At 74.3% G+C, this 18,796-nt stretch carries 20 protein-coding genes and 1 pseudogene; 9 read left to right on the forward strand and 12 right to left on the reverse strand.

Annotation, left to right across the window (positions count from 1 at the left end):
- Positions 1-48: 48 nt before the first annotated feature.
- Both ACWGKU_RS03735 and ACWGKU_RS03740 read right to left on the reverse strand, forming a co-directional pair.
- Positions 49-783, reverse strand: a complete 735-nt coding sequence (locus tag ACWGKU_RS03735; RefSeq protein WP_387692252.1) for a sigma 54 modulation/S30EA ribosomal C-terminal domain-containing protein — start codon at positions 781-783, stop codon at positions 49-51.
- 246 nt (positions 784-1,029) lie between these two features.
- A complete protein-coding gene (locus ACWGKU_RS03740) occupies positions 1,030-2,289 on the reverse strand; it encodes an AI-2E family transporter (RefSeq protein ID WP_452177309.1) in 1,260 nt (419 codons plus the stop codon).
- Positions 2,290-2,435: 146 nt separating this feature from the next.
- On the opposite strand from ACWGKU_RS03740, the gene ACWGKU_RS03745 reads away from it, so the two are divergent.
- Complete coding sequence (locus ACWGKU_RS03745) at positions 2,436-2,672, forward strand: DUF6296 family protein (RefSeq protein WP_401050495.1); 237 nt, start codon at positions 2,436-2,438, stop codon at positions 2,670-2,672.
- Between the two features lie 77 nt (positions 2,673-2,749).
- Here the strand turns inward: ACWGKU_RS03745 and ACWGKU_RS03750 are convergent, their stop codons facing one another.
- The 3 genes and pseudogenes from ACWGKU_RS03750 to ACWGKU_RS03760 form a co-directional block, all read right to left on the reverse strand.
- Complete coding sequence (locus ACWGKU_RS03750) at positions 2,750-2,974, reverse strand: hypothetical protein (protein ID WP_401050492.1); 225 nt, start codon at positions 2,972-2,974, stop codon at positions 2,750-2,752.
- Positions 2,975-3,103: 129 nt separating this feature from the next.
- The gene (locus tag ACWGKU_RS03755) at positions 3,104-3,550 is read right to left on the reverse strand and encodes a DUF6343 family protein (RefSeq protein ID WP_401050489.1); all 447 of its coding nucleotides are present in this window, start codon (positions 3,548-3,550) and stop codon (positions 3,104-3,106) included.
- A gap of 139 nt (positions 3,551-3,689) precedes the next feature.
- A pseudogene (locus tag ACWGKU_RS03760) lies at positions 3,690-4,076 on the reverse strand (GNAT family N-acetyltransferase); the annotation flags it as partial.
- Between the two features lie 123 nt (positions 4,077-4,199).
- On the opposite strand from ACWGKU_RS03760, the gene ACWGKU_RS03765 reads away from it, so the two are divergent.
- Complete coding sequence (locus tag ACWGKU_RS03765) at positions 4,200-6,200, forward strand: LamG-like jellyroll fold domain-containing protein (RefSeq protein ID WP_452177310.1); 2,001 nt, start codon at positions 4,200-4,202, stop codon at positions 6,198-6,200.
- Positions 6,201-6,355: 155 nt separating this feature from the next.
- On the opposite strand, the gene ACWGKU_RS03770 is transcribed toward ACWGKU_RS03765, so the two are convergent.
- Positions 6,356-7,006, reverse strand: a complete 651-nt coding sequence (locus ACWGKU_RS03770) for a TetR/AcrR family transcriptional regulator C-terminal domain-containing protein (protein ID WP_401050483.1) — start codon at positions 7,004-7,006, stop codon at positions 6,356-6,358.
- A gap of 85 nt (positions 7,007-7,091) precedes the next feature.
- Here ACWGKU_RS03770 and ACWGKU_RS03775 point away from each other — a divergent pair, with 85 nt between their 5' ends.
- Positions 7,092-8,495 (forward strand): FAD-dependent monooxygenase, encoded by a 1,404-nt coding sequence (locus ACWGKU_RS03775; protein ID WP_452177362.1) that lies wholly within the window; start codon positions 7,092-7,094, stop codon positions 8,493-8,495.
- Between the two features lie 157 nt (positions 8,496-8,652).
- On the opposite strand, the gene ACWGKU_RS03780 is transcribed toward ACWGKU_RS03775, so the two are convergent.
- The 3 genes from ACWGKU_RS03780 to ACWGKU_RS03790 all read right to left on the reverse strand — a co-directional run bounded on the left by ACWGKU_RS03780 (position 8,653) and on the right by ACWGKU_RS03790 (position 9,905).
- Complete coding sequence (locus ACWGKU_RS03780; RefSeq protein WP_452177311.1) at positions 8,653-8,838, reverse strand: hypothetical protein; 186 nt, start codon at positions 8,836-8,838, stop codon at positions 8,653-8,655.
- A 77-nt stretch (positions 8,839-8,915) separates the two neighbouring features.
- Positions 8,916-9,089: a CsbD family protein gene (locus tag ACWGKU_RS03785; protein ID WP_359903189.1), complete on the reverse strand. Its 174-nt coding sequence runs from the start codon at positions 9,087-9,089 to the stop codon at positions 8,916-8,918.
- A gap of 162 nt (positions 9,090-9,251) precedes the next feature.
- Positions 9,252-9,905: an SRPBCC family protein gene (locus ACWGKU_RS03790; RefSeq protein ID WP_452177312.1), complete on the reverse strand. Its 654-nt coding sequence runs from the start codon at positions 9,903-9,905 to the stop codon at positions 9,252-9,254.
- A 175-nt stretch (positions 9,906-10,080) separates the two neighbouring features.
- On the opposite strand from ACWGKU_RS03790, the gene ACWGKU_RS03795 reads away from it, so the two are divergent.
- Complete coding sequence (locus ACWGKU_RS03795; RefSeq protein ID WP_401051284.1) at positions 10,081-10,743, forward strand: TetR/AcrR family transcriptional regulator; 663 nt, start codon at positions 10,081-10,083, stop codon at positions 10,741-10,743.
- 262 nt (positions 10,744-11,005) lie between these two features.
- Here ACWGKU_RS03795 and ACWGKU_RS03800 read toward each other — a convergent pair whose 3' ends face one another.
- Positions 11,006-11,284, reverse strand: a complete 279-nt coding sequence (locus ACWGKU_RS03800; RefSeq protein WP_452177363.1) for a plasmid stabilization protein — start codon at positions 11,282-11,284, stop codon at positions 11,006-11,008.
- 329 nt (positions 11,285-11,613) lie between these two features.
- Here ACWGKU_RS03800 and ACWGKU_RS03805 point away from each other — a divergent pair, with 329 nt between their 5' ends.
- A complete protein-coding gene (locus ACWGKU_RS03805; protein ID WP_401051278.1) occupies positions 11,614-13,137 on the forward strand; it encodes a threonine/serine exporter family protein in 1,524 nt (507 codons plus the stop codon).
- A 167-nt stretch (positions 13,138-13,304) separates the two neighbouring features.
- Positions 13,305-13,460: a DUF6131 family protein gene (locus ACWGKU_RS03810; RefSeq protein WP_401051289.1), complete on the forward strand. Its 156-nt coding sequence runs from the start codon at positions 13,305-13,307 to the stop codon at positions 13,458-13,460.
- A 60-nt stretch (positions 13,461-13,520) separates the two neighbouring features.
- Here the strand turns inward: ACWGKU_RS03810 and ACWGKU_RS03815 are convergent, their stop codons facing one another.
- Positions 13,521-13,874, reverse strand: coding sequence for a hypothetical protein (locus ACWGKU_RS03815; RefSeq protein WP_380540904.1), 354 nt, complete (start codon positions 13,872-13,874; stop codon positions 13,521-13,523).
- A 225-nt stretch (positions 13,875-14,099) separates the two neighbouring features.
- Here ACWGKU_RS03815 and ACWGKU_RS03820 point away from each other — a divergent pair, with 225 nt between their 5' ends.
- The 3 genes from ACWGKU_RS03820 to ctaF all read left to right on the forward strand — a co-directional run bounded on the left by ACWGKU_RS03820 (position 14,100) and on the right by ctaF (position 17,038).
- Positions 14,100-14,741, forward strand: a complete 642-nt coding sequence (locus ACWGKU_RS03820) for an L-threonylcarbamoyladenylate synthase (protein ID WP_401051274.1) — start codon at positions 14,100-14,102, stop codon at positions 14,739-14,741.
- Between the two features lie 177 nt (positions 14,742-14,918).
- Positions 14,919-16,646 carry an aa3-type cytochrome oxidase subunit I gene (gene ctaD, locus ACWGKU_RS03825; protein ID WP_452177313.1) on the forward strand — a complete coding sequence of 576 codons (1,728 nt, stop codon included), beginning with the start codon at positions 14,919-14,921 and terminating at the stop codon, positions 16,644-16,646.
- Positions 16,643-17,038: an aa3-type cytochrome oxidase subunit IV gene (ctaF, locus tag ACWGKU_RS03830; RefSeq protein ID WP_452177314.1), complete on the forward strand. Its 396-nt coding sequence runs from the start codon at positions 16,643-16,645 to the stop codon at positions 17,036-17,038. Before ctaD ends, ctaF begins: the two co-directional genes overlap by 4 nt.
- Here ctaF and qcrB read toward each other — a convergent pair.
- On the reverse strand, positions 17,004-18,713 hold the full coding sequence (qcrB, locus tag ACWGKU_RS03835) for a cytochrome bc1 complex cytochrome b subunit (RefSeq protein ID WP_452177315.1): 1,710 nt from the start codon (positions 18,711-18,713) through the stop codon (positions 17,004-17,006). The two genes, ctaF and qcrB, sit on opposite strands and share 35 nt — an antisense overlap.
- Between the last annotated feature and the right edge of the window lie 83 nt (positions 18,714-18,796).

Raw genomic sequence — 18,796 nt, forward strand, 5'->3', positions numbered from 1 at the left:
GTTCCGGGCCGATCGGCAGGAGCGGCCCCGGGCTCCGGTCGGGGCCCGTCAGACGTGCCCGGCGATCAGGCCGAGCCGACCGTCGAAGCGGCGGTAGAGCACCCGGCCCCGGCCGGTGACCGGGTGCGCGAAGAACAGGAACGGCAGCTCCGCGCCCGCCAGCCGGTCGACGGCCTGCGCCTGCGTCAGCCGGGGCGCGCCGTACGGGCTGAGGGTGATCGGCGAGGTCCGGCGGCCCGCCGGTCCGGCCGGGACGGTACGGGCGAGGCGGTAACCGGTCGGCCCGACCCGGTAGACCACGGCGTCGGTCTCGGTCGCCGGATCGGTGAACAGGTGGATGTCGTAGTCCATCGCGTCCATGGTCCGGGCAGCGGCCTCCGGCGAGCACCAGACCAGCGAGGGCTCCTTGTGCCGGACCACCCGGAGCTCGCGGAGCTCGCCGCCGTCCGGCCCGGTGGGGGCCGCGGCGCGGTGGCCCGGCCACGGGCGCGGTGCCCAGGCCCCGGTGACGGCCCTGATCCTGCCGCGCAGCGCGTCGCTCACCCGGTCGAGCGAGTCGCCGAGCCCGGCCGCGGCCTCCTGGACGCGGATCCGCCGGCCGTCCACCTCGGCGTTCACCTGCGCCAGCACACCCCCGGCCACGGCCGCGAGCCGGACCCGCAGGGCCTCCACCAGCGTCCCCACTCCCGGAGCCGCCGCCGCGGCGCCCACCCGGGCCCGCGCCTCGGCCAGGACCTCGCAGGTCAGCCCCTCGAACGCCCTCACCGTGACCAACTCGCCCATCCCAGGCCCTTCCACTCCCAGCCGGCGCAATACCGGCGACCAGGATTCCCGCCCCCGCTCCGCGCGGCCAGGGCCCAACGGCCCCACCGGGAGGGCCGGGCGGACCAGCCGCGGTCCGGGGGCGGGCCCGTCGGGGGGCGGGGCCAGGAGGGGAGTGGCGGGGCTCGGAGGGGGCGGCGGGGCCAGGAGGGGAGTGGCGGGGCCAGGAGGGGAGTGGGAGCGGTGCCGTTGCGGAGCACCGGGCACTCACCCGCCCTGCCGGCCGCCCTCGCCCGGGTCCTGGCGCCGGCCCCGGTCCGGTCGGTGACCGGACCGATCACCCGCCGCAAGGGGCCGCGTCCCCGAGCCGCTGGGTGCGCCACGGGAGCGCAGCTCGCCGAGCACCGCCCAGGCGACCGACACCACCGGCACGGCCACCACCGCGCCCAGGATTCCCGCCAGCACGGTGCCGCCGGCCACCGACACGGCGATGGCCACCGGGTGGATGCGGACGGACCAGCCGAGCACCAGCGGATGCAGCAGGTGGCCCTCGATCTGGCCGATGACCGCGATCAGGGCGAGCACCAGCAGGGCGATCACCGGCCCGCGGGCGGCGAGCGCGACCACGGAGGCGATCGCCAGGGCGATCGGGGAGCCGATCAGCGGGACGAGCGTCGCCACGAACTCCAGCAGCATCAGCGGCATGACCAGCGGCACCCGCAGGATCGCCAGCGCGACGCCCACCAGCACGGCGTTGGAGGCCGCCACGATCAGCACGCCCCGGGTGTAGCCCGCGAAGGTGCGCCAGGCGGTACGACCGGCACGGTCCCAGGCCGACCGGCTCCGGGCCGGCACCTGCCGCTGCGCCCAGGACCACATCCGGTCGCCGGAGTGCAGGAAGAACACCGAGCAGAAGACCGCGAGCGCCAGCCCCGTGACCAGCTCGACGATCCGGCCGGCGCCGCTGAGCGCGGTGCTGACCAGGGCGGAGCGGTGGGCCGAGACGAACGCGCCGATCTTGGCCCGCAGGTCGGTGACGGTGCCGGGGCGCAGGTGGAAGGGGGCGCCGGTGAGCCAGCGGTCGATCCGGGAGAGCCCGCCGCGCAGCTCGTTGCCCAGCCGGGTCCACTCGTCGGCGACGGTCGTGCCGACCAGCGCCAGCACCCCGCCGACGAGCACGAGGATGCAGAGGAAGGCCATCACGACGGCGAGCGAGCGCGGTGTGCCCCGGGCCAGCAGGTCGACCAACGGACGCAGCACGGAGGTGATGACCAGGGCCACGAACAGTGCGACGACCACCAGCTGGAGCCGGGCGAGGACGTCGACGACCAGATAGGCGAAGAGTCCGAGCAGCGCCAGCCGCCAGGTGTACCCGGCCGCCGTCCGCAGTCCGGAGGGGACGTGCTCCCCGGACGGGGACGGGCCCCGGCCCGGCACCCCCGCCCGGGTCCGGCGGGCCGGCACCCGGGGACGGCGGCTGCCCAGCGGCCCGGGCCGCCGGTCCGGTTCGGCGCCGTTCACTCCCATGGGCGGTCTGCCGGGTGTAAACGCGCGGGGCCGGGGCAGGCGCGAAGCGGCACCGGTCTCCCTCGGGAGGACAGTGGTCCTCCGTGTACAAGCGGTCGGATGTGGGGAGAATCGATGACGCAGGGTGGGGGGAGAAGGAGGCAGACATGAGAAGCCTCACGCGCCGTTACGCGGTGACGCTCCCCGGCCCGATCGGCGGGCACGCCCCACTGTGCTCGGTCGTCGTGCACGAGACGCAGATCGTGGGGCCCGACGGGGGCCTGGTCTGGGAGAGTGCGGAAGGCGACCTGCGGGTGGAGATCGCCAGCGGGGTGGCCACCGTGCTGGCGTTTCCCGGAACCGGCAGCCGGCACCCGTGCCTGATGGCGGTGCCGCTGCCCTGAGCACGCGGCCGGGACGCGTGCCGCAACGAAGGCGAGGGGGGAGCGGAGGCGACGCGGGCGGGCGTCGCGACGGACGGTCACCGCGCGGTGGCGGCCAAGGCCTCGCGCACGGTGACCAGGCAGGGGTCGCAGTACCGGTCAGGCCCGGCCGCACCGGCGCCGTCCGCTGCCGGGACGACGCGCTGGGAGGGCTCCAGGAACCGCCCGCAGAGCGAGGACGACGCGTCGTCCTTCGCCACCACGTGCCACACCACGGCGGGCGGGGAGACCGCCGGGTCGTGCTCGGCCCACATCTCGTACACGGCGCTACCTCCGGATCGCTGGGGGCTCGGTGAGTCCATGCAAACCCGGGCTCTGCCGAACGGCCACCGGGCCAGACCCGGTGGGATGGTTGTGGGCCGGTGGTGGTCGGGCCCGGCGCGGGCACCGGCTCACTCCTGGCGGTCGGAGCCCCGACGGTCGGCGCCCGGGCGCCCCTGGGCACCGGTCCGGTCGCGGCCCTGGCCGGCGGCCAGGCGGCGCCGGATCACCAGCAGGTCGAGTCCGGCGAGGGCGGCGAACCCGGCGCACAGGGCGGCGAAGAAGGCGTAGGTCCCCCGGTTGGGCGCGGGGCCCGGGCCGGCCAGCGCGGCCAGTACGGCGAAGGCCACCGTCCCGCCGACGAACAGGACCAGGAAGACCCGGGACAGCAGCCGCCGCAGCTCCAGGTCCGAACGGGCGGTCACCGGCTCGGTGCCCCGGCGCACCGATTCCTCGGGCCGCAGCTGCGGCGTCGTCCGGCCGGGGCCCTGCGAGGTGTGCGGGAAGTCGTGGCGCTCGCCGCTCCGGCGACGGGCCCCGCCGCCGTGCTGCACGCTCGGTCTGCGATGTACGGACATGACGACCCCCGAACGGAGTCGATCGGTGGTGTTCCGTCGGTGCGCCTACCCGCGCCCGGCGCCGGTACACGTCGGCGGGTGCGCACCCGCGCTGTTCGAGCCGCAGCCGGACCGCCGGCCGTCGACCCGGCCGGAGGTCTCAGGGGGTGACTGCGTACTCGGTGAACCGGCCGCAGGCGTGGAATCCGAGACGGCGGTAGACCGGTTCCCCGTCCGATGACGCCTGCAGGACCGCGGTGCGGCAGCCCGCGTCGTGGGCCGTGCGCAGGGTGGCCAGGGTGATGGCTCCGCCGTACCCGCGGCGGCGGTCGGAGGCGAGGGTCGCGATGTTGTAGATCCCGGCGACACCCGCGAAGAGGAAGACCTCGGCCGAGCAGACCGGTCGTCCGTCCGCGTAGCCGATGAGGTAGCGCGCCGGGCAGTCGGGGGCCAGGGCCCGCTCGGTCGCATCGGCGTGGAAGCGGCGGACGGTGGCGGCCGGCGGGTTCCGGTTCGCGGCCAGGACCATCGCGTAGTCGGCGAGTTGTGCGCGGAATCATCGCGGCGCCCGATGGATTCGGCCGCTGTTCAACGGGGCTTGGCCCGGCCGATGATCCACGACTGCTCCCGGTGCCTACCGTCGGGGCCCACACCACTTCCGGGAGCGAACATGCACGACATCCAGGCGACCGAGCACGAGTGCGGCTGCCCGCGGACCGCCGACCTCGACGGGGAGGGGACGGCCGCGGCCAGTCGGCGCCGATTCCTGCGCGGGGCCGGTCTGGTGGGCGCCGGGGTCGGTACCGCCGGTCTCGGCCTGCTCGGTGCGGTGCCCGCGCAGGCGGCCGGGCCCGAGCAGGGCGGTGGGGCCGAGCAGGCCGGCGGGGCCGGGAAGAAGCCGAAGAAGGCCGGGGGGAAGGGGCGTTGGCAGCCGGACCCGGACGCCCGGCAGTTCACCGTCGTGGTCATGCCGGACACCCAGTACCTGTTCGACCAGGACCGGATCCACCCGGCGCCGCTGGAGGCCTCGGTCCGCTACGTGCTGGACGGCGGGGTCAACCGGGAGGACGGGACGGACGACAACATCGTCTTCCTGTCCCATCTCGGGGACGTCACCGAGAACGGCCTGGCCGTCGAGTTCGCCGCCGTCACCAAGGTGTTCGGCCTGCTGGACGAAGCGGGCGCGGCCTACGGGGTGCTCGCCGGCAACCACGACGTCCGTTCCTCGACCGACGACCAGCGCGGCAGCACCCCGTACCTGGAGACCTTCACCAAGGCCAGGGCCGCCCGCACCGCCGGGTACCGCGGTTCCAGCCCGGACGGCTACAACACCTGCCACGTGTTCCGGGCGGCCGGCCGCGACTGGATGGTGCTCTCGCTGGACTGGCGGCTCTCCGACGTGGGCTTCGCCTGGGCGAACGGGGTGATCGCGGCCAACCCGAAGGTCCCGGTGATCCTGACCACCCACGACCTGGCGTACGCCGACGACAGCGGCCGCGCCGAGCTGTCCGACAACGGGAAGCGGCTCTGGGAACGGCTGGTCGACGGCAACGACCAGATCTTCCTGACCGTCAACGGGCACTACTGGCCGCCCGGCCGCACCGTGCTGAAGAACCGGGCCGGCCACGACGTGCACGTCCACATCACCAACTACCAGGACCGCTACTACGGCGGCGCGGCGATGATCCGGGCGTACCGCTTCGATCTCGACCGCAGCACCGTCGACGTGTCGACCTTCTCGCCGTGGATCCAGCAGATCGCGGCCAAGGAGCGCAACGCGCTGGCGGCACAGAACGTCGAGCTGACCTCGGACGTGGACCGCTTCTCGCTCGCGATCGACTTCGACCGCCGGTTCGCCGGCTTCGCGCCCGTCCCGCAGCGCCCGGCGCGCCGGGCGGGCGAGCTGCTGGTGCGCGACACGGTGGCCTACTGGCGGTTCGACGGCGGTGGCGGGGACGGCACGGCCGTCTCCCCGCAGCAGGTCGTCAAGGACCTGAGCGGGCAGGGCAACGACCTGCTCTGGCAGGGCGCCCCCGGCACGCCCGAGGGCGCGCTCAGCTGGTCCGCCGAGCACCACCCGGACCAGCCCGGCCACGGCAGTCTGCTGTTCAAGGGCACCCGCTCGCCGGTGCGCGGCGGCTACCTGCAGACCGTGCCCACCGCGCCGCTGAACCGGGAGACCTTCGAGCGCGGGTTCACCGTCGAGGCCTTCTTCAAGCTGCCCGCCGACTGGGATTCCGCGCAGAGCCGCTGGTCCGCCCTGCTCAGCCGGTGGGGGACGGCCGGTGAGGCGGGCAGGAGCGGGCCGGGGACGGACGCCGACGAGCCGGTCGCCACGCTCAGCGTCTCCGAGGCGCCGGCCCTCCAGTGGTGCGTCTACCCGATCAACCAGACCGGGGCGTCGACCTGTTGGGGTCACCAGCTGCCGCTGGACCGGTGGTGGCACGTCGCGGTGGTCAACGACGGGAAGCTCAGCCGGATGTACGTCGACGGCTGCGAGGTGGCGCGCAACCCGGCGACGCCCGCGGTCGGGCTGACCACCCTGGGGCGGCCGTGGATGCTGGGCGGGTACGCGTACGCGGGGGTGCTGGACAAGGTCTTCCACGGGTACGTCGGGGATGTTCGGATCGTGCGGCGGGCGCTGCGGGCGGGCGAGTTCATGACCGCCTGACCGCGCTCCACGGTGCTCGACCGCACCCCGTCGAAACCTCTCCGAAGTACGGACACCGCCGGGCTCCGATACGGGCCCGGCGGTGTCGTCTCCCGGTACGGCGCGGTACGGCGCGGTGCGGCAGGCGCCGGTGCGCGACAGCGGGGCCGGAGCCGTCAGCGGAGCAGGGTGGCCTCGACCCCGGCGAGGATCGCCGCCAGGCCCTGTTCGAAGCCCTCGTCGAAGTCCTGGAACATCACCCGGCCCGACGCGGCGGCCAGGGGGTGGGCGGCCAGGCGCTCGGCGCGGGCGTCCACGTCGTAGCCCTCCGCGCCGTCGAAGGGGTTGGGGCCCATCGCCTGCTCCTCGACGACGTAGCCGATGGTGAAGCTGTAGGCGGTCTGCCAGGCCCGGGTGGCGGCCGTCGGGGTGAAGCCGGCCTCGACCAGCACGCGCAGCGAGGCGTCCAGGCCGGCCGCGTAGCTGGTGTCGGTGAACCGGGCGCCGCTGTAGACCTTCGCGCCGTCGCGGTAGCGAAGCAGTTCGGCGCGCAGGGTGCGCATCGTCCTCAGGTAGCTCTCCCGCCAGTCGCTCGCAGGCGGGCCCTCCCCCGCCCGGCCGGTCATGCGGCGCATCATCTCGGTCGCCATCTCGTCGAGCAGCGCCTGCTTGTCCTTGAAGTGCCAGTACAGCGCGGGTGCCTTGACGTCGAGCCGGGTGGCGATGGCGCGCAGCGTCAGGCCGTCCAGGCCGGCCTCGTTCAGCAGGTTCAGCGCGGTGTCGACGACCTGGGCGCGGTCGAGCTTGGGGGTTCTCTGCGGGGTCACGGTTGACAGTTTAACGCCGTTAAGTGCAGGCTGTCGGCAACGGCTGCTTAACAACGTTAAGGAGGTTGCCGTGACGTCTCGCGGCATGCACACGGACGTCCTGGTCGTCGGCGCCGGGCCCACCGGACTCGCCCTGGCGCTGGACCTCGCCCGGCACGGCGTCGCCGCGCTCGTGGTCGAGCGCGGCGCGGAACTCTTCCCCGGCTCGCGCGGCAAGGGTCTCCAGCCGCGCACCCTGGAGGTGTTCGACGACTTCGGCGTGCTCGACCGGGTCCGCGCGGTGGCGGGGCACTACCCGCCCAACCTGATCTGGCAGGACGGCGAACCCCAGGGCGAGCACCGGATGTACGACCCGACCGAGCCCTCCGAGGCCGAGCCGTACACCGAGGCGCTGATGCTGCCCCAGTGGCGCACCCAGCAGGTGCTGTACGGGCGGCTGCGCGAGCTGGGCGGCGAGGTCGCGTTCGGCCGGGAGCTGGTCGGCCTGGCGCAGGACGAGGCGGGCGTGACCGCCGGGTTCGCCGCCGGCGGCCCGGTCCGGGCGCGGTACGTCGTCGCGGCGGACGGCGGGCGCTCGACGGTGCGGCGGCTGCTCGGCATCGGGATGACCGGGGAGACCGTCGACCCGGACCCGATGCTGGTCGCGGACGTCCGGATCGACGGCCTGGGCCGCGAGCACTGGCACGTGTTCCGGTCCGCCGAGGGGCTGCTGGCGATCTGCCCGCTCGGCGACACCGAGGACTTCCAGCTGGTCGCCCAGTTCCCGGAGGGCACGGCCGTCGACCTCACCCTCGACGGACTGCGCGAGGTGGTCGCGGCCCGCTCCCACCTGACCGCCGAGCAGGTCACCGAACTGCGCTGGATCTCCGAGTTCCGCCCGCGCGCCGCACTCGCGGACCGCTTCCGCGCGGGCCGGGTGTTCCTCGCGGGCGACGCCGGGCACGTCCACTCGCCGGCCGGCGGGCAGGGTCTGAACACCAGCGTCCAGGACGCCTACAACCTGGGCTGGAAGCTGGCCGCGGTGCTGGCCGGACGAGCGGGGGAGGAACTGCTCGACAGCTACCAGGAGGAGCGCCGCAGCAACGCGGCGGCGATGCTGGAGCTGTCCACCCGGGTCCACCGCGGCGAGGAGCGCCGTGGCCGGGCGACCCGGCAACTCGGCCTCGGCTACCGGGAGTCCACGCTCTCGGTGGAGACCCGCCGGAACCTCCCGGCGGACGCGCTGCGGGCCGGCGACCGCGCCCCGGACGGCCGGCGGGGCGCGGTCCGGCTGTTCGACGCCTTCCGCGGGCCGCACTGGACGCTGCTCACCGTCGGCACGGACGCGCCGCTGCCCGCCGTCACCGCCCCGGTGGTCCGCATCCCGGCCTACGCGGCGTACGGCACCGGCGTCTTCCTGGTCCGGCCCGACGGCTTCGTCGGCTGGGCCGGTACGACGGCCGACGGCCTCGGGGAGTACGCGGGCCGGCAGGGGCTGCTCGCCCCCTGAGCGGGCGTCCGGAGCCGTTGGCCGGGCGTCGGTCCGGCCGGGTGTCGGTCCGGCCGGGTGTCGGTCCGGCCCGGCTTCGGTCCGCCGGTGGGTGACCCCCGCCGCAACGGGAACGGGCGAACCCGTGGTCACCGCAACTGCGGCGCACGGCAGTTGCTCAGTCCGGCGGCTCGTGCGGGTCCGGCTCGCGGGCCGGCGCGGTCGTCTCGGACTCGGCGCCCTGCTGAGGCCTGTTCTCCTCCTCGTGCCCGGACCGCGGCGCGCTTTCGCCGGTCATCCGGGACTCGGGGGTCTCGACCGGGACCGGGGAGTCCCTGGGGACGGGTTCGTGCTGGTCGTTCACGGGATCCGACTCCTCTGCGGGGTGCGGTGGATGAGCGGACACCCGGTGGCCGCCCGGGGCGACCGCCGGGTGCCGGGTCAGTGCCTGCCCGCGTCCTTGACCTTCTCCGCGGCCTGCTTCAGGTCGCTCTTCACCTGCTCGGCCTTGCCCTTGAGCTCGGTCGAGCGGTCGCCGGTGGCCCGCCCGGCGGTTTCCTTGGCCTTGCCGCTCGCCTTCTCCGCCATGTTGTGCAGCTTCTTCTCGGTACCCACAGCGGGTGCCTCCTCTCGTCGACGGGGGCGAAGTCCGCCCCGGGCGGCGTCTGCCCCGGTCGGGAGCTTCCATGCGCGGCCCGGGGACTTCCGTGCGTGGCCGGGGTCTTCCGGGTCCCGATCCCGTGCGGGGAAGCCCGGCGGTTCGCCGGCGCGGCGGTGCTACCGGGCGGCGCCGGCCTCGGCGGCGGCCTTCAGGTCGTGCAGCCAGCCTTCGAGGCCCTGGCGGAGGATGTCGGTGGCGGCGGGGACGTTGGCGGCGACCTGGGGGCCGGTGTGGGTCTCCTCGGTGCGCACCAGGACGCCGCCGGGCACCTCGGTGACGTTCCACACGTGCACGCCGTCGATCCGCAGGCCGGTCGCGACCGCCGGGCCGGTCCAGCGGATGCAGGAGCCGGGCCGCAGCTGCCGGACGGTGGAGGTGATCTCCAGGACGGGGTCGGTCGAGGCGGGGTTCGGGGGCAACGGGGTGGTCCAGTGGAACACCGAACCCGGGCGCAGCGGGCCGCCGTCGAGGCGCTCGGCGTTCTGCACCGGGGCCTGCCAGTCGGGCCAGTGCTCCACGTCGGTCTGGAGCCGCCAGACGGTCCGCAGCGGCGCGTGGATCACGGTCCCGGTCCGGTAGCGGACCCGGGCGTCGGGGTCGACGCCCGCCCCGCGGCAGGTGAGCGAGGAGCCGGGGCGCTGGGCGGTGGCGGCCCCGGCCGGTGCGGCGACGGCGCCGAGCAGGCCGAGGGCGAGCGGGACGGTCAGCAGGGCGCTGCGGATGCCGGTGGTGCCGGTGGTGCGGGTGCCGGTGCTGCGGGTGGCGGACATGGAACTCCCCATTCACTGGTCGGCCGTCGGGAACGGCACGGTCGCCGCGTGCTAGATGCTCACGCCTTCGTTAGAAGTTGTAACTCCCTGAGCCCCGAGAGGTCAACAGGTTCCGTGATACCTTCTAACGGAAGCGTGAGCATGTAGTCGGTCGACTCGGGGAGCGGGGCGAAGCATGGCCGGGACGGGTACGGACACCCCGCGCGAGCGCTACCGGGCCCAGGTGCGCGAGGAGATCAAGGCGCACGCCTGGGACCAGATCGCCACGGCCGGCGCCTCGGCACTCTCCGTCAACGCGATCGCCAAGCGAATGGGCCTGAGCGGCCCGGCGCTCTACCGCTACTTCGCCGGCCGCGACGAGCTGATCACCGAACTCGTCCGGGACGCCTACCGCAGCCTCGCCGACACCCTCGGTGCGGCCGCCGCCGAGGGCGCCGACCTGGCCGGGCTCGCCCACGTCCTGCGCGAGTGGGCGCTGGCCGACCCCCAGCGGTACTTCCTGATCTACGGCACCCCCGTGCCCGGCTACCGCGCACCGGAGGACACCACCGCCATCGCCGACGAGGTGATGCGGACGCTGGTCGACGCCTGCGCGGCGCTCGCCCCGGCCGGGTCGGAGACCCCGCAGGCGCCGTTCGCCACCCACCTGCTGGGCCACCGGGGCTGGGCGGGCGATCAGCCGGCCCCGCCCGAGGTGCTGCACCGCTTCCTGGCCTTCTGGACCCGCCTGCACGGCGTGCTGTCGCTGGAGCTCGCCGGGCACTTCACCGGTATGGGCTTCCGGTCCGCACTGCTCTTCGAGGCCGAGCTGGAAGGCCTGCTGGCACCGCACTTCTGACCGCCCGCGGTTCCGCCCCGACCGGCATCGGCGGTACCGCGCCGAGGTCTCGGGCCTGCCCGGCGTGCGGCTGGGAAAGCGGTGGCGCGTCGGGGTCCGGAAGTGGCTCCGGCGGAGGGAACGGCGGGATCGGCGGCGGCGCGGGATCGGGCTCGCCCGGCCGAGGCGCGGGGTCGGGGCCGGGGCCGGGGGTCGGCCGGGTGTCCGGATCCGGGGGCATCGGGACGGTCATCGGGGCACCTCCTGGGGTGGCGCGCGCCGCTCAGCGGCCGAGCGCGTGCGCCAGCCGGCTCTTGTTCATCGTGGAGCGGCCCTTGATGCCGCCCTGCCTGGCCTCGTTGTACGGCTGGTCGTAGGTCGGGCCCCGGGCGCCCCGGTGCGAGCGCTGTCCGCCGCGCCGACCGGAGGACATGTCGTCGGTCGAACTCCGGCCGGCGGTCCTCGACTCGCCGTGCCTGGCGCGCTCCTTGTTCACCGTCCGGGCGGCGATCTCCTCGGCCCGCTTCTCGCTCTCACTCCGGTCGAGCGCCCTGTCCTCGATGTGCTCGTACTGGCGCTCCCGCTCGGGGCTGGATCCTCGGGGCCTGGTCGGAGCCTCCGTTCCTCGCTCGGGGTCGTCGCGCCGCCGCGTGTACCCGCGAACGCCGCCGCGAATCCGCCGGTCGGGGCGGTGCGCGGGCCCGTCCGGGAGCCCGGCGGCCGGTCGGCCCCGCCCCCGAGGTCGGCACGCGCGGGGCGACGGGGCGTGTACGGCGGGTCGTGCTCCGGTCCGTACGGGTGTGCCGGGTGTGGCGCGTTCGCCGCAGCGTCACTCCGGGTAGTTGAACGGCTGCACGTTGTTGACGGAGGGGGTGGGGTCAGGGAGTCGCGATGACGGAACACGAGCAGCTCGGCGCGCCCGCCGGCCCGGAAGGGCGGCCCACCCGGCCCGAACGGGTGCCGCCGCAGGCCCCCGCGCCCGGACGGCGCGAGACGAGCGCCCGGTCCGGACCGGACGGCGACGGCACCGCGGCCCCCTGGCCCGACATGATGCTGCCGCTGCTGCGCACCCCGACGGCCGATCGGCAGCCAGGGCCGGAGGGGGCCGGCGCGGAGCCGCCGGCGGGTGTCGAACCGGCGCAGGTGCTGGACCTCGCGCTGCTGGTCGGCGAGCTGCTGCTGGCCAGCGGCGAGGCCGCGGAGGACGTCGAGGCGGCCATGCTCGCGGTTGCGCACGCCTACCGGCTCCAGCCGTGCGACCCGCAGGTCACCTTCACCCGGGTGGCGATCTCGTACCAGCCCGGCCCGTCGGAGCCCTCGCTGACGGCCGAGTGCTCGGTCCGCCGCCCGGCGGTCGACTACGCGCGGCTGGCGGCCGTGTTCCGGCTGGTCATCGAGATCACCGTGGGCGGGATGGCCGTCCGGGAGGCGCACGGCCGGCTGGTGGCGGCCCGCCGGCACAGCCGCCGCTACTCGGGCCGGCTGTTCGTGCTCTGCTGCGGGGGGATGGCCGGGGCCGCCACCCTGCTGATCGGCGGCCGGGCCGACGCCCGGGCCTGGCTGGTGTTCGCCAGCGCCGTCGTCGCCGCGCTGGCGGGCGAGCGGCTCTCGGCGCTGGTGGCGCGCCACGACCTCCCGGCCTTCTACCAGTTCGTGGTGGCGGCGGTGCCCGCCGCCGTGATCGGCATCCTGCTGTCGTTCAACGGGCTGCACCTGCGTGGATCGGTGGTGATCACCGGGGGGCTGTACGCGGTGCTGCCGGGGTGGCCCATGGTGGCGGCGGCCCAGGACGGCCTGGCGGGTTTCTACCTCACCGCCGCCGCCCGGCTGCTCGAAGCGCTGTACCTGATGGCCGGGGTGGTGATCGGGGTGATGACGGTGCTCTACGTCGGCGTCAACAACGGCGCCGACCTGGCCGCCCAGGACGTCCCGACCGGGGCGGTGAACCCGCCGTTGCAGCTCGCCGCCGCGGTGCTCCTGACCCTGGCGTTCGCGGTGCTGCTGAACACCGAGCCGGGCACCCTGCCGGCGGTTCTGCTGAACAGCGCGGCCGGCTGGACCACGTACGGGGTGCTGGTGAACGCGGGCGGCGAGCCGATCCTGGCCACCGGCCTGGCGGCGGGGCTGGTGGGACTGTCCGGCCAGCTCATGGCGCGCTGCCGGGGCAGCTCGGCGCTGCCGCACATCACCGCCGCGCTGGGGCCGCTGCTGCCCGGCTCGGTGCTGTACTTCGGGATGCTCGCCTTCGTGCGGGGCGAGCCCGAGGTCGGGCTGAGCGGCATCGGGCGGGCCGGCGCGATGGCGATGGCCCTCGCCATCGGCGTCAACCTGGGCCGCGAGCTGGCCCGGCTCTTCCTGCCCGCGCCCCGGATGGCCGCGCCGCCCCGTCGCCGGCGCGGCCGCCACCGGCGCTGAGAGGGAATGACGGGCCGGTTGTTTGCCCGGGCGGCGGCGCGGTACACGCGTGGGGTGTGGAGCCGGGCCGGGCGGGACCGGCCCGCTCCCCGGGGAAGGCCCAGGCCGGTTCGAGCCGGCGCGGGGCCGTCCCCGCCGTCGGCCATCCGTCAACCTTGGAGACCCTCGTGATAGTCCTCGGTGTCATCCTGCTCATCGTCGGCTTCGTCACCGGCATCTCGATCCTGTGGACCATCGGCATCGTGCTGGTCGCGATCGGTCTGGTCCTGTTGGTCGCCGGGGCACTCGGGCACGCTGTCGGCGGCCGCCGGCACTACTACTGACCCGGGCTGACCCCTGCTCAGTGCCGTGCGCCGGCCGCCCGACGCACCGGACCGCCCCGCTCAGGGGCGGTCCTCGTGCAGTCCGCAGAGCCAGGCCAGGGCCCGGTGGACGCCGAGTACGTAGCTGTGGTCCGACCCCTGGGCGCGGACCCGGTGGAGGTGGACGGCGGCGGCCTGGCACTCGGCCAGCAGCTGGGCGTGGCACGGACCGGTGGCGCCGGCCGTCGCGGCGGCCGTGGCCGCGGCGGTGACCGGGGCCGCGACCTGGGCGCCGGCGGCCCACCGGTAGGCGCCGAGCACGCCGTGCTCGAAGCCGGTCCAGGGCCGCGGGTGCCGGTTGACCTTGTCGATCGCGGCGAACACCTCGTCCAGCGGGCGCACTCCCACGCCCGGGACGGTCTCGTCACTGGTCATGTCCGCAACCTACGTCCGCCCGCCACGGCCCGCCCCCGGGGACCACGGCCCGCTACGGCGCCGCAGCCCCGCGCCACCCGAGCGGCGGAGGCGACCGCCCGGCCGGACCCGGGCCCGGCCGGGCCCGGGTCCGGGACGGGTAGGCTGACCAGGACGTGTCCGGTCGGAGAGGTGGCCGGGCCGGAGGAACGGTGCGGGCCGGCGGCCCGCTGGTGGAGACCCCTGATGACTCGTCGTTTTGACTGCTCGAACCCGTCCCAGCGCGCGGCCGGGCTGCGCGAGGCCGTGGCCGCGGTGCGCCGCGGTGAGCTGGTCGTGCTGCCCACGGACACCGTGTACGGCGTGGGCGCCGACGCCTTCGCGCCGGAGGCGGTCGACCGCCTGCTGCGGGCCAAGGGCCGGGGCCGGAACATGCCCTCGCCGGTGCTGGTCGGCTCCCCGGAGGCGCTGGACGGGCTGGTCGAGGTGACGGAGCGCGCCCGGCAGCTGGTCAAGGAGTTCTGGCCGGGCGGGCTGACCGTGGTCGCCCGCCACCTGGAGTCGGTCGAGCTGGACCTCGGCGAGACCAACGGGACGGTCGCGGTGCGGATGCCCGCGCACCCGGTCGCCATCGAACTGCTCAACGCCACCGGGCCGTTGGCCGTCTCCAGCGCGAACCTGACCGGGCACGACTCGCCGCAGGACTGTGACGCCGCCCAGGGCATGCTCGGCGACTCGGTGGCCGTCTACCTCGACGGGGGCCCGACCGCGGCCGCCGTGCCCTCCTCGATCGTGGACGTCACCGGCGAGGTGCCGGTCCTGCTGCGGGCGGGCGCGCTCGGCGCCGAGCGGCTGCGCGAGGTGGTCCCCGACCTGCGGGAGCGCTGAGCCCGAAGCCCCGGACGGCGCCGCGCCCGGTCGAAGGGCCGTACCGCGTGGCGCCCCGGCGGCCGGGGCCGCCGCCGCTAGAGTCGGCGATGGCGTGCGAGGGCGGGCCCTCCGCCGGGACGGGGAGGGGGTCGGCGCCGCGACCGGGGGCGTCACCGGCTCCGCTGCGGAGGTTCCATGAGCGCTTCGTCCACCGCGCCGCCCCGGGCGCAGGACCGCACCCGGGCGCGGGTCCGGCAGGGCAGCACGCTGCTGCGCTGGCTGTTCACCACGGACCACAAGGTCATCGGGAACCTCTACCTGGCGACGGCCTTCGGCTTCTTCCTGGTCGGAGGCGTGCTCGCGCTGCTGATGCGGGCCCAGCTGATGGGGCCGGACACCGGGCTGCTGTCGAACGAGCGGTACAACCAGCTGTTCACCATGCACGGCACGATCATGCTGCTGCTGTTCGCCACCCCGACCTTCGCCGGGTTCGCCAACGCGATCATGCCGCTGCAGATCGGCTCGCCGGACGTCGCCTTCCCCCGGCTGAACGCCTTCACCTACTGGGCCTTCCTGCTGGGCGGGCTGATGGTACTGAGCGGCTTCCTCACCACCGGGGGCGCGCCCTCGTTCGGCTGGTTCGCGTACGCGCCGCTGAACGGGCCGCTGTTCTCGCCCGGGGCGGGCGGGGACCTGTGGGCGCTCGGCCTGGTGGTGGCCGGCCTCGGCACCATCCTCGGGTCGGTCAACTTCATCACCACCATCACCTGCCTGCGGGCGCCGGGCATGACGCTGTTCCGGATGCCGATCTTCACCTGGAACGTGCTGTTCACCTCCGTCATGGTGCTGCTGGCCTTCCCGGTGCTGACCGCCGCACTGCTCTGCCTGGAGGCGGACCGCAAGTTCGGCGCGCACGCCTTCGACGCGGCGAACGGCGGGGCGCTGCTGTGGCAGCACCTGTTCTGGTTCTTCGGCCACCCGGAGGTGTACATCGTCGCGGTGCCGTTCTTCGGCATCATCAGCGAGATCATCCCGGTGTTCAGCCGCAAGCCGCTGTTCGGCTACTACGGCATGATCGGCGCGACCATCGCCATCACCGCACTGTCCATGTCGGTGTGGGCCCACCACATGTTCGCCACCGGCCAGGTGCTGCTGCCGTTCTTCTCGATGATGTCCTTCCTGATCGCGGTGCCCACCGGGGTGAAGTTCTTCAACTGGGTCGGGACGATGTGGAACGGCTCGCTGTCCTTCGAGACCCCGATGCTCTGGTCGATCGGCTTCCTGGTGACCTTCCTGTTCGGCGGGCTGAGCGGGGTGCTGCTGGCCGCGCCGCCGATCGACTTCCACGTCACCGACAGCTACTTCGTGGTGGCCCACCTGCACTACGTACTGTTCGGGACGGTCGTCTTCGCCACCTTCGGGGGCTTCTACTTCTGGTGGCCGAAGCTCACCGGGAAGATGCTCGACGAGCGGCTGGGCAAGGTCCACTTCTGGATGCTGTTCACGGGGTTCCAGACCACCTTCCTGGTGATGCACTGGCTCGGCGCCCAGGGGATGCCGCGCCGCTACGCGAGCTACCTGGCGGTGGACGACTTCACGGCCCTGAACGTCTGCGCCTCGATCGGCTCGTTCCTGCTCGGGATCTCCAACCTGCCGTTCTTCTCCAACGTCTGGCGGACCACCAGGTACGGCGAGAAGGTCGCCGAGGACGATCCGTGGGGCTGGGGCCGGTCGCTGGAGTGGGCCACCTCCTGCCCGCCGCCGTCGCACAACTTCCACGCGCTGCCCCGGATCCGCTCCGAGTCGCCGGCCTTCGACCTGCACCATCCTGAGGTGCCGTCGGAGGAGCCGTCGAGCGGCAACGCCGCTGTGCCGCACGGCCGTTCAGGTGGGCCGGGGAGCGGACGAGGGAGCGGGCGGTGAAGGCGGAGGGATGGCTGTTCGCCGTCATGACGGCGTTCTTCGCGGTGACCGGGCTGGTCTACGGCTTCTGGGCCCGGGAGCCGGCCGGCAAGGCGATCCTGGCAGTGGCGTTCATGATGTCCGGCCTGGTCGCGCTGTTCTGGTTCGTCCAGCACCGGCGGCTGGGCGGCGGCCGGGCGCAGGACCGCAAGGAGGCCGAGATCGCCGAGGCCGCCGGGCCGGTGGGGTTCTTCCCGGCCCGCAGCGGCTGTCCGGTCCTCGCGGCGGTCGGTGTGACGGTCTTCGCCCTGGGACTGGTCTTCGCCCGGTGGCTGATCGTGGTCGGCGCCCTGGTGCTCGCGTTCGCCGTCGCCGGCTTCATCTTCCAGTACCGCGACCACGACGCGGGCTGAACCGGCGCAGCAGCCGCCGGAGCGGGCCGCCCGGGGCGGGTTCGAGCGCCCGGAGGGCCGGGGCGGCGGGGTGGGCCGGGGCGGTGAGGACGGCCGCCGTCCGCTCCGACTCCCGCTCGGTGGAGGGGAGTTCGACCCGGTCGCGGTGGAACCAGGAGCTCGCCGCGGCCCGTACCCGCTCGTGCCGCGGCGCCCCTTGTAGGGCCGTGACCGGATCCGCCGCGGAGCGCGCCAGCAGCACGTACCGCTCGGCCTCGGGGACCGGGCGGCGGTGGCCGGAGAAACCGCCGTCGTGCGACTGGTCGATCCGGCCGGTCTCGTCGCCGTCCAGCAGCCGGGAGCGGTCCCGGGCCTGCAGGGCCAGGCAGAGGCGCCGGGTGAGCACGAAGACCACCGGCGGCAGCACCACCAGGGCCGTCCGCAGCACCACGGTGAGCGCGTTCACGGAGAGCTCGAAGGCGTACGCGATGACGTCGTTGCCGCCGGCGATCAGCAGCACCGCGTAGACGGTGATCCCGGCGGTGCCCAGCGCGGTGCGGGTGGGCCGGTTGCGCGGGCGGTCGCACAGGTGGTGCTCGCCGGTCCCGGGGTCGAGCCACCGTTCGACGAAGGGATAGGCGTACAGCGCCGCGAACAGCAGACCGGGCACCACCAGGGCGGGCAGGAACACGTTCCACGACACGGTGTGCCCGAGCAGCCTGGTCTCGGTGGCCGGCATCAGGCGCAGCGCCCCCTCGATGAAGCCGATGTACCAGTCCGGCTGCGCGCCCGTGCCGACCACGTCGGGGCGGTAGGAGCCGTACCGCCAGATCGGGTTGACCTCGGCGAGGAAGGCCGACAGCGCCATCACGCCGCCCACCGCGAACATCAGGCCCACCGTGCGGGTGAGGAACTGGGGGAAGAACGGCATCCCCACCACGTTGCGGTTGGTGCGGCCGGGGGCGGCCCAGTGGGTGTGCTTCAGCACCACCACCAGCGTCAGGTGCGCCCCGAGCAGGGCCAGCAGCAGGCCCGGGACCAGGAGGACGTGCACGGTGAACAGCCGGGGGATGACCTCGTGACCGGGGAACTCGCCGCCGAAGGCGAACAGGGTGAGGTAGCTGCCGACCAGCGGCACCGACAGCAGGACGCCCTCGGCGATCCGCAGGCCGGTGCCGGAGAGGGTGTCGTCCGGCAGCGAGTAGCCGGAGAACCCCTCCAGCAGTGCGAGGTTGAACAGCGTCACCCCGATCACCCAGTTGAGCTCGCGCGGGCGGCGGAACGCCCCGGTGAAGAACACCCGCAGCAGGTGCACACCGATCGCGGAGGCGAACAGCAGCGCCGACCAGTGGTGGATCTGACGGATCATCAACCCGCCCCGCACCTCGAAGCTGATCCGCAGGGTGGACGCGTACGCCTCGGACACCCGGACGCCGTCGAGCGGCAGGTAGGCACCCCGGTAGACGACCTCGTTCATGCTCGGCTGGAAGAAGAACGTCAGGTAGACGCCGGTCAGCAGCAGCACCACGAAGCTGTACAGCGCGAGTTCGCCGAGCAGGAAGGACCAGTGGTCCGGGAAGACCTTGCGCAGCAGCTCCCGGCCCGCCTCCGTGACCGGCAGCCGTGCGTCCAGGCGGGTCGCGACGCGCTCGCCGGCGGACGGCTCGCGCCCGTTCGAAGCCCTGGTTTCGTCCACGGCAGGAACCTAGTGGGCCGCGCGGCGCACGGGGCGGCCGAGCGTCGCGGATGTCGCGGTGGGCGGAGGCAGAGCACTCCAAC

Source organism: Kitasatospora sp. NPDC054768 (assembly GCF_053612025.1).

Excerpts from the sequence above, each read along its gene's own strand:
- ctaD (WP_452177313.1), top strand. The coding sequence starts at position 14,919 with ATGAGCGCTTCGTCCACCGCGCCGCCCCGGGCGCAGGACCGCACCCGG.
- ACWGKU_RS03740 (WP_452177309.1), bottom strand. The coding sequence starts at position 2,289 with ATGGGAGTGAACGGCGCCGAACCGGACCGGCGGCCCGGGCCGCTGGGC.
- ACWGKU_RS03805 (WP_401051278.1), top strand. The coding sequence starts at position 11,614 with ATGACGGAACACGAGCAGCTCGGCGCGCCCGCCGGCCCGGAAGGGCGG.
- ACWGKU_RS03765 (WP_452177310.1), top strand. The coding sequence starts at position 4,200 with ATGCACGACATCCAGGCGACCGAGCACGAGTGCGGCTGCCCGCGGACC.
- ACWGKU_RS03820 (WP_401051274.1), top strand. The coding sequence starts at position 14,100 with ATGACTCGTCGTTTTGACTGCTCGAACCCGTCCCAGCGCGCGGCCGGG.
- ACWGKU_RS03755 (WP_401050489.1), bottom strand. The coding sequence starts at position 3,550 with ATGTCCGTACATCGCAGACCGAGCGTGCAGCACGGCGGCGGGGCCCGT.
- ACWGKU_RS03735 (WP_387692252.1), bottom strand. The coding sequence starts at position 783 with ATGGGCGAGTTGGTCACGGTGAGGGCGTTCGAGGGGCTGACCTGCGAG.
- ACWGKU_RS03745 (WP_401050495.1), top strand. The coding sequence starts at position 2,436 with ATGAGAAGCCTCACGCGCCGTTACGCGGTGACGCTCCCCGGCCCGATC.
- ACWGKU_RS03795 (WP_401051284.1), top strand. The coding sequence starts at position 10,081 with ATGGCCGGGACGGGTACGGACACCCCGCGCGAGCGCTACCGGGCCCAG.
- ACWGKU_RS03790 (WP_452177312.1), bottom strand. The coding sequence starts at position 9,905 with ATGTCCGCCACCCGCAGCACCGGCACCCGCACCACCGGCACCACCGGC.
- ACWGKU_RS03815 (WP_380540904.1), bottom strand. The coding sequence starts at position 13,874 with ATGACCAGTGACGAGACCGTCCCGGGCGTGGGAGTGCGCCCGCTGGAC.
- ACWGKU_RS03775 (WP_452177362.1), top strand. The coding sequence starts at position 7,092 with ATGCACACGGACGTCCTGGTCGTCGGCGCCGGGCCCACCGGACTCGCC.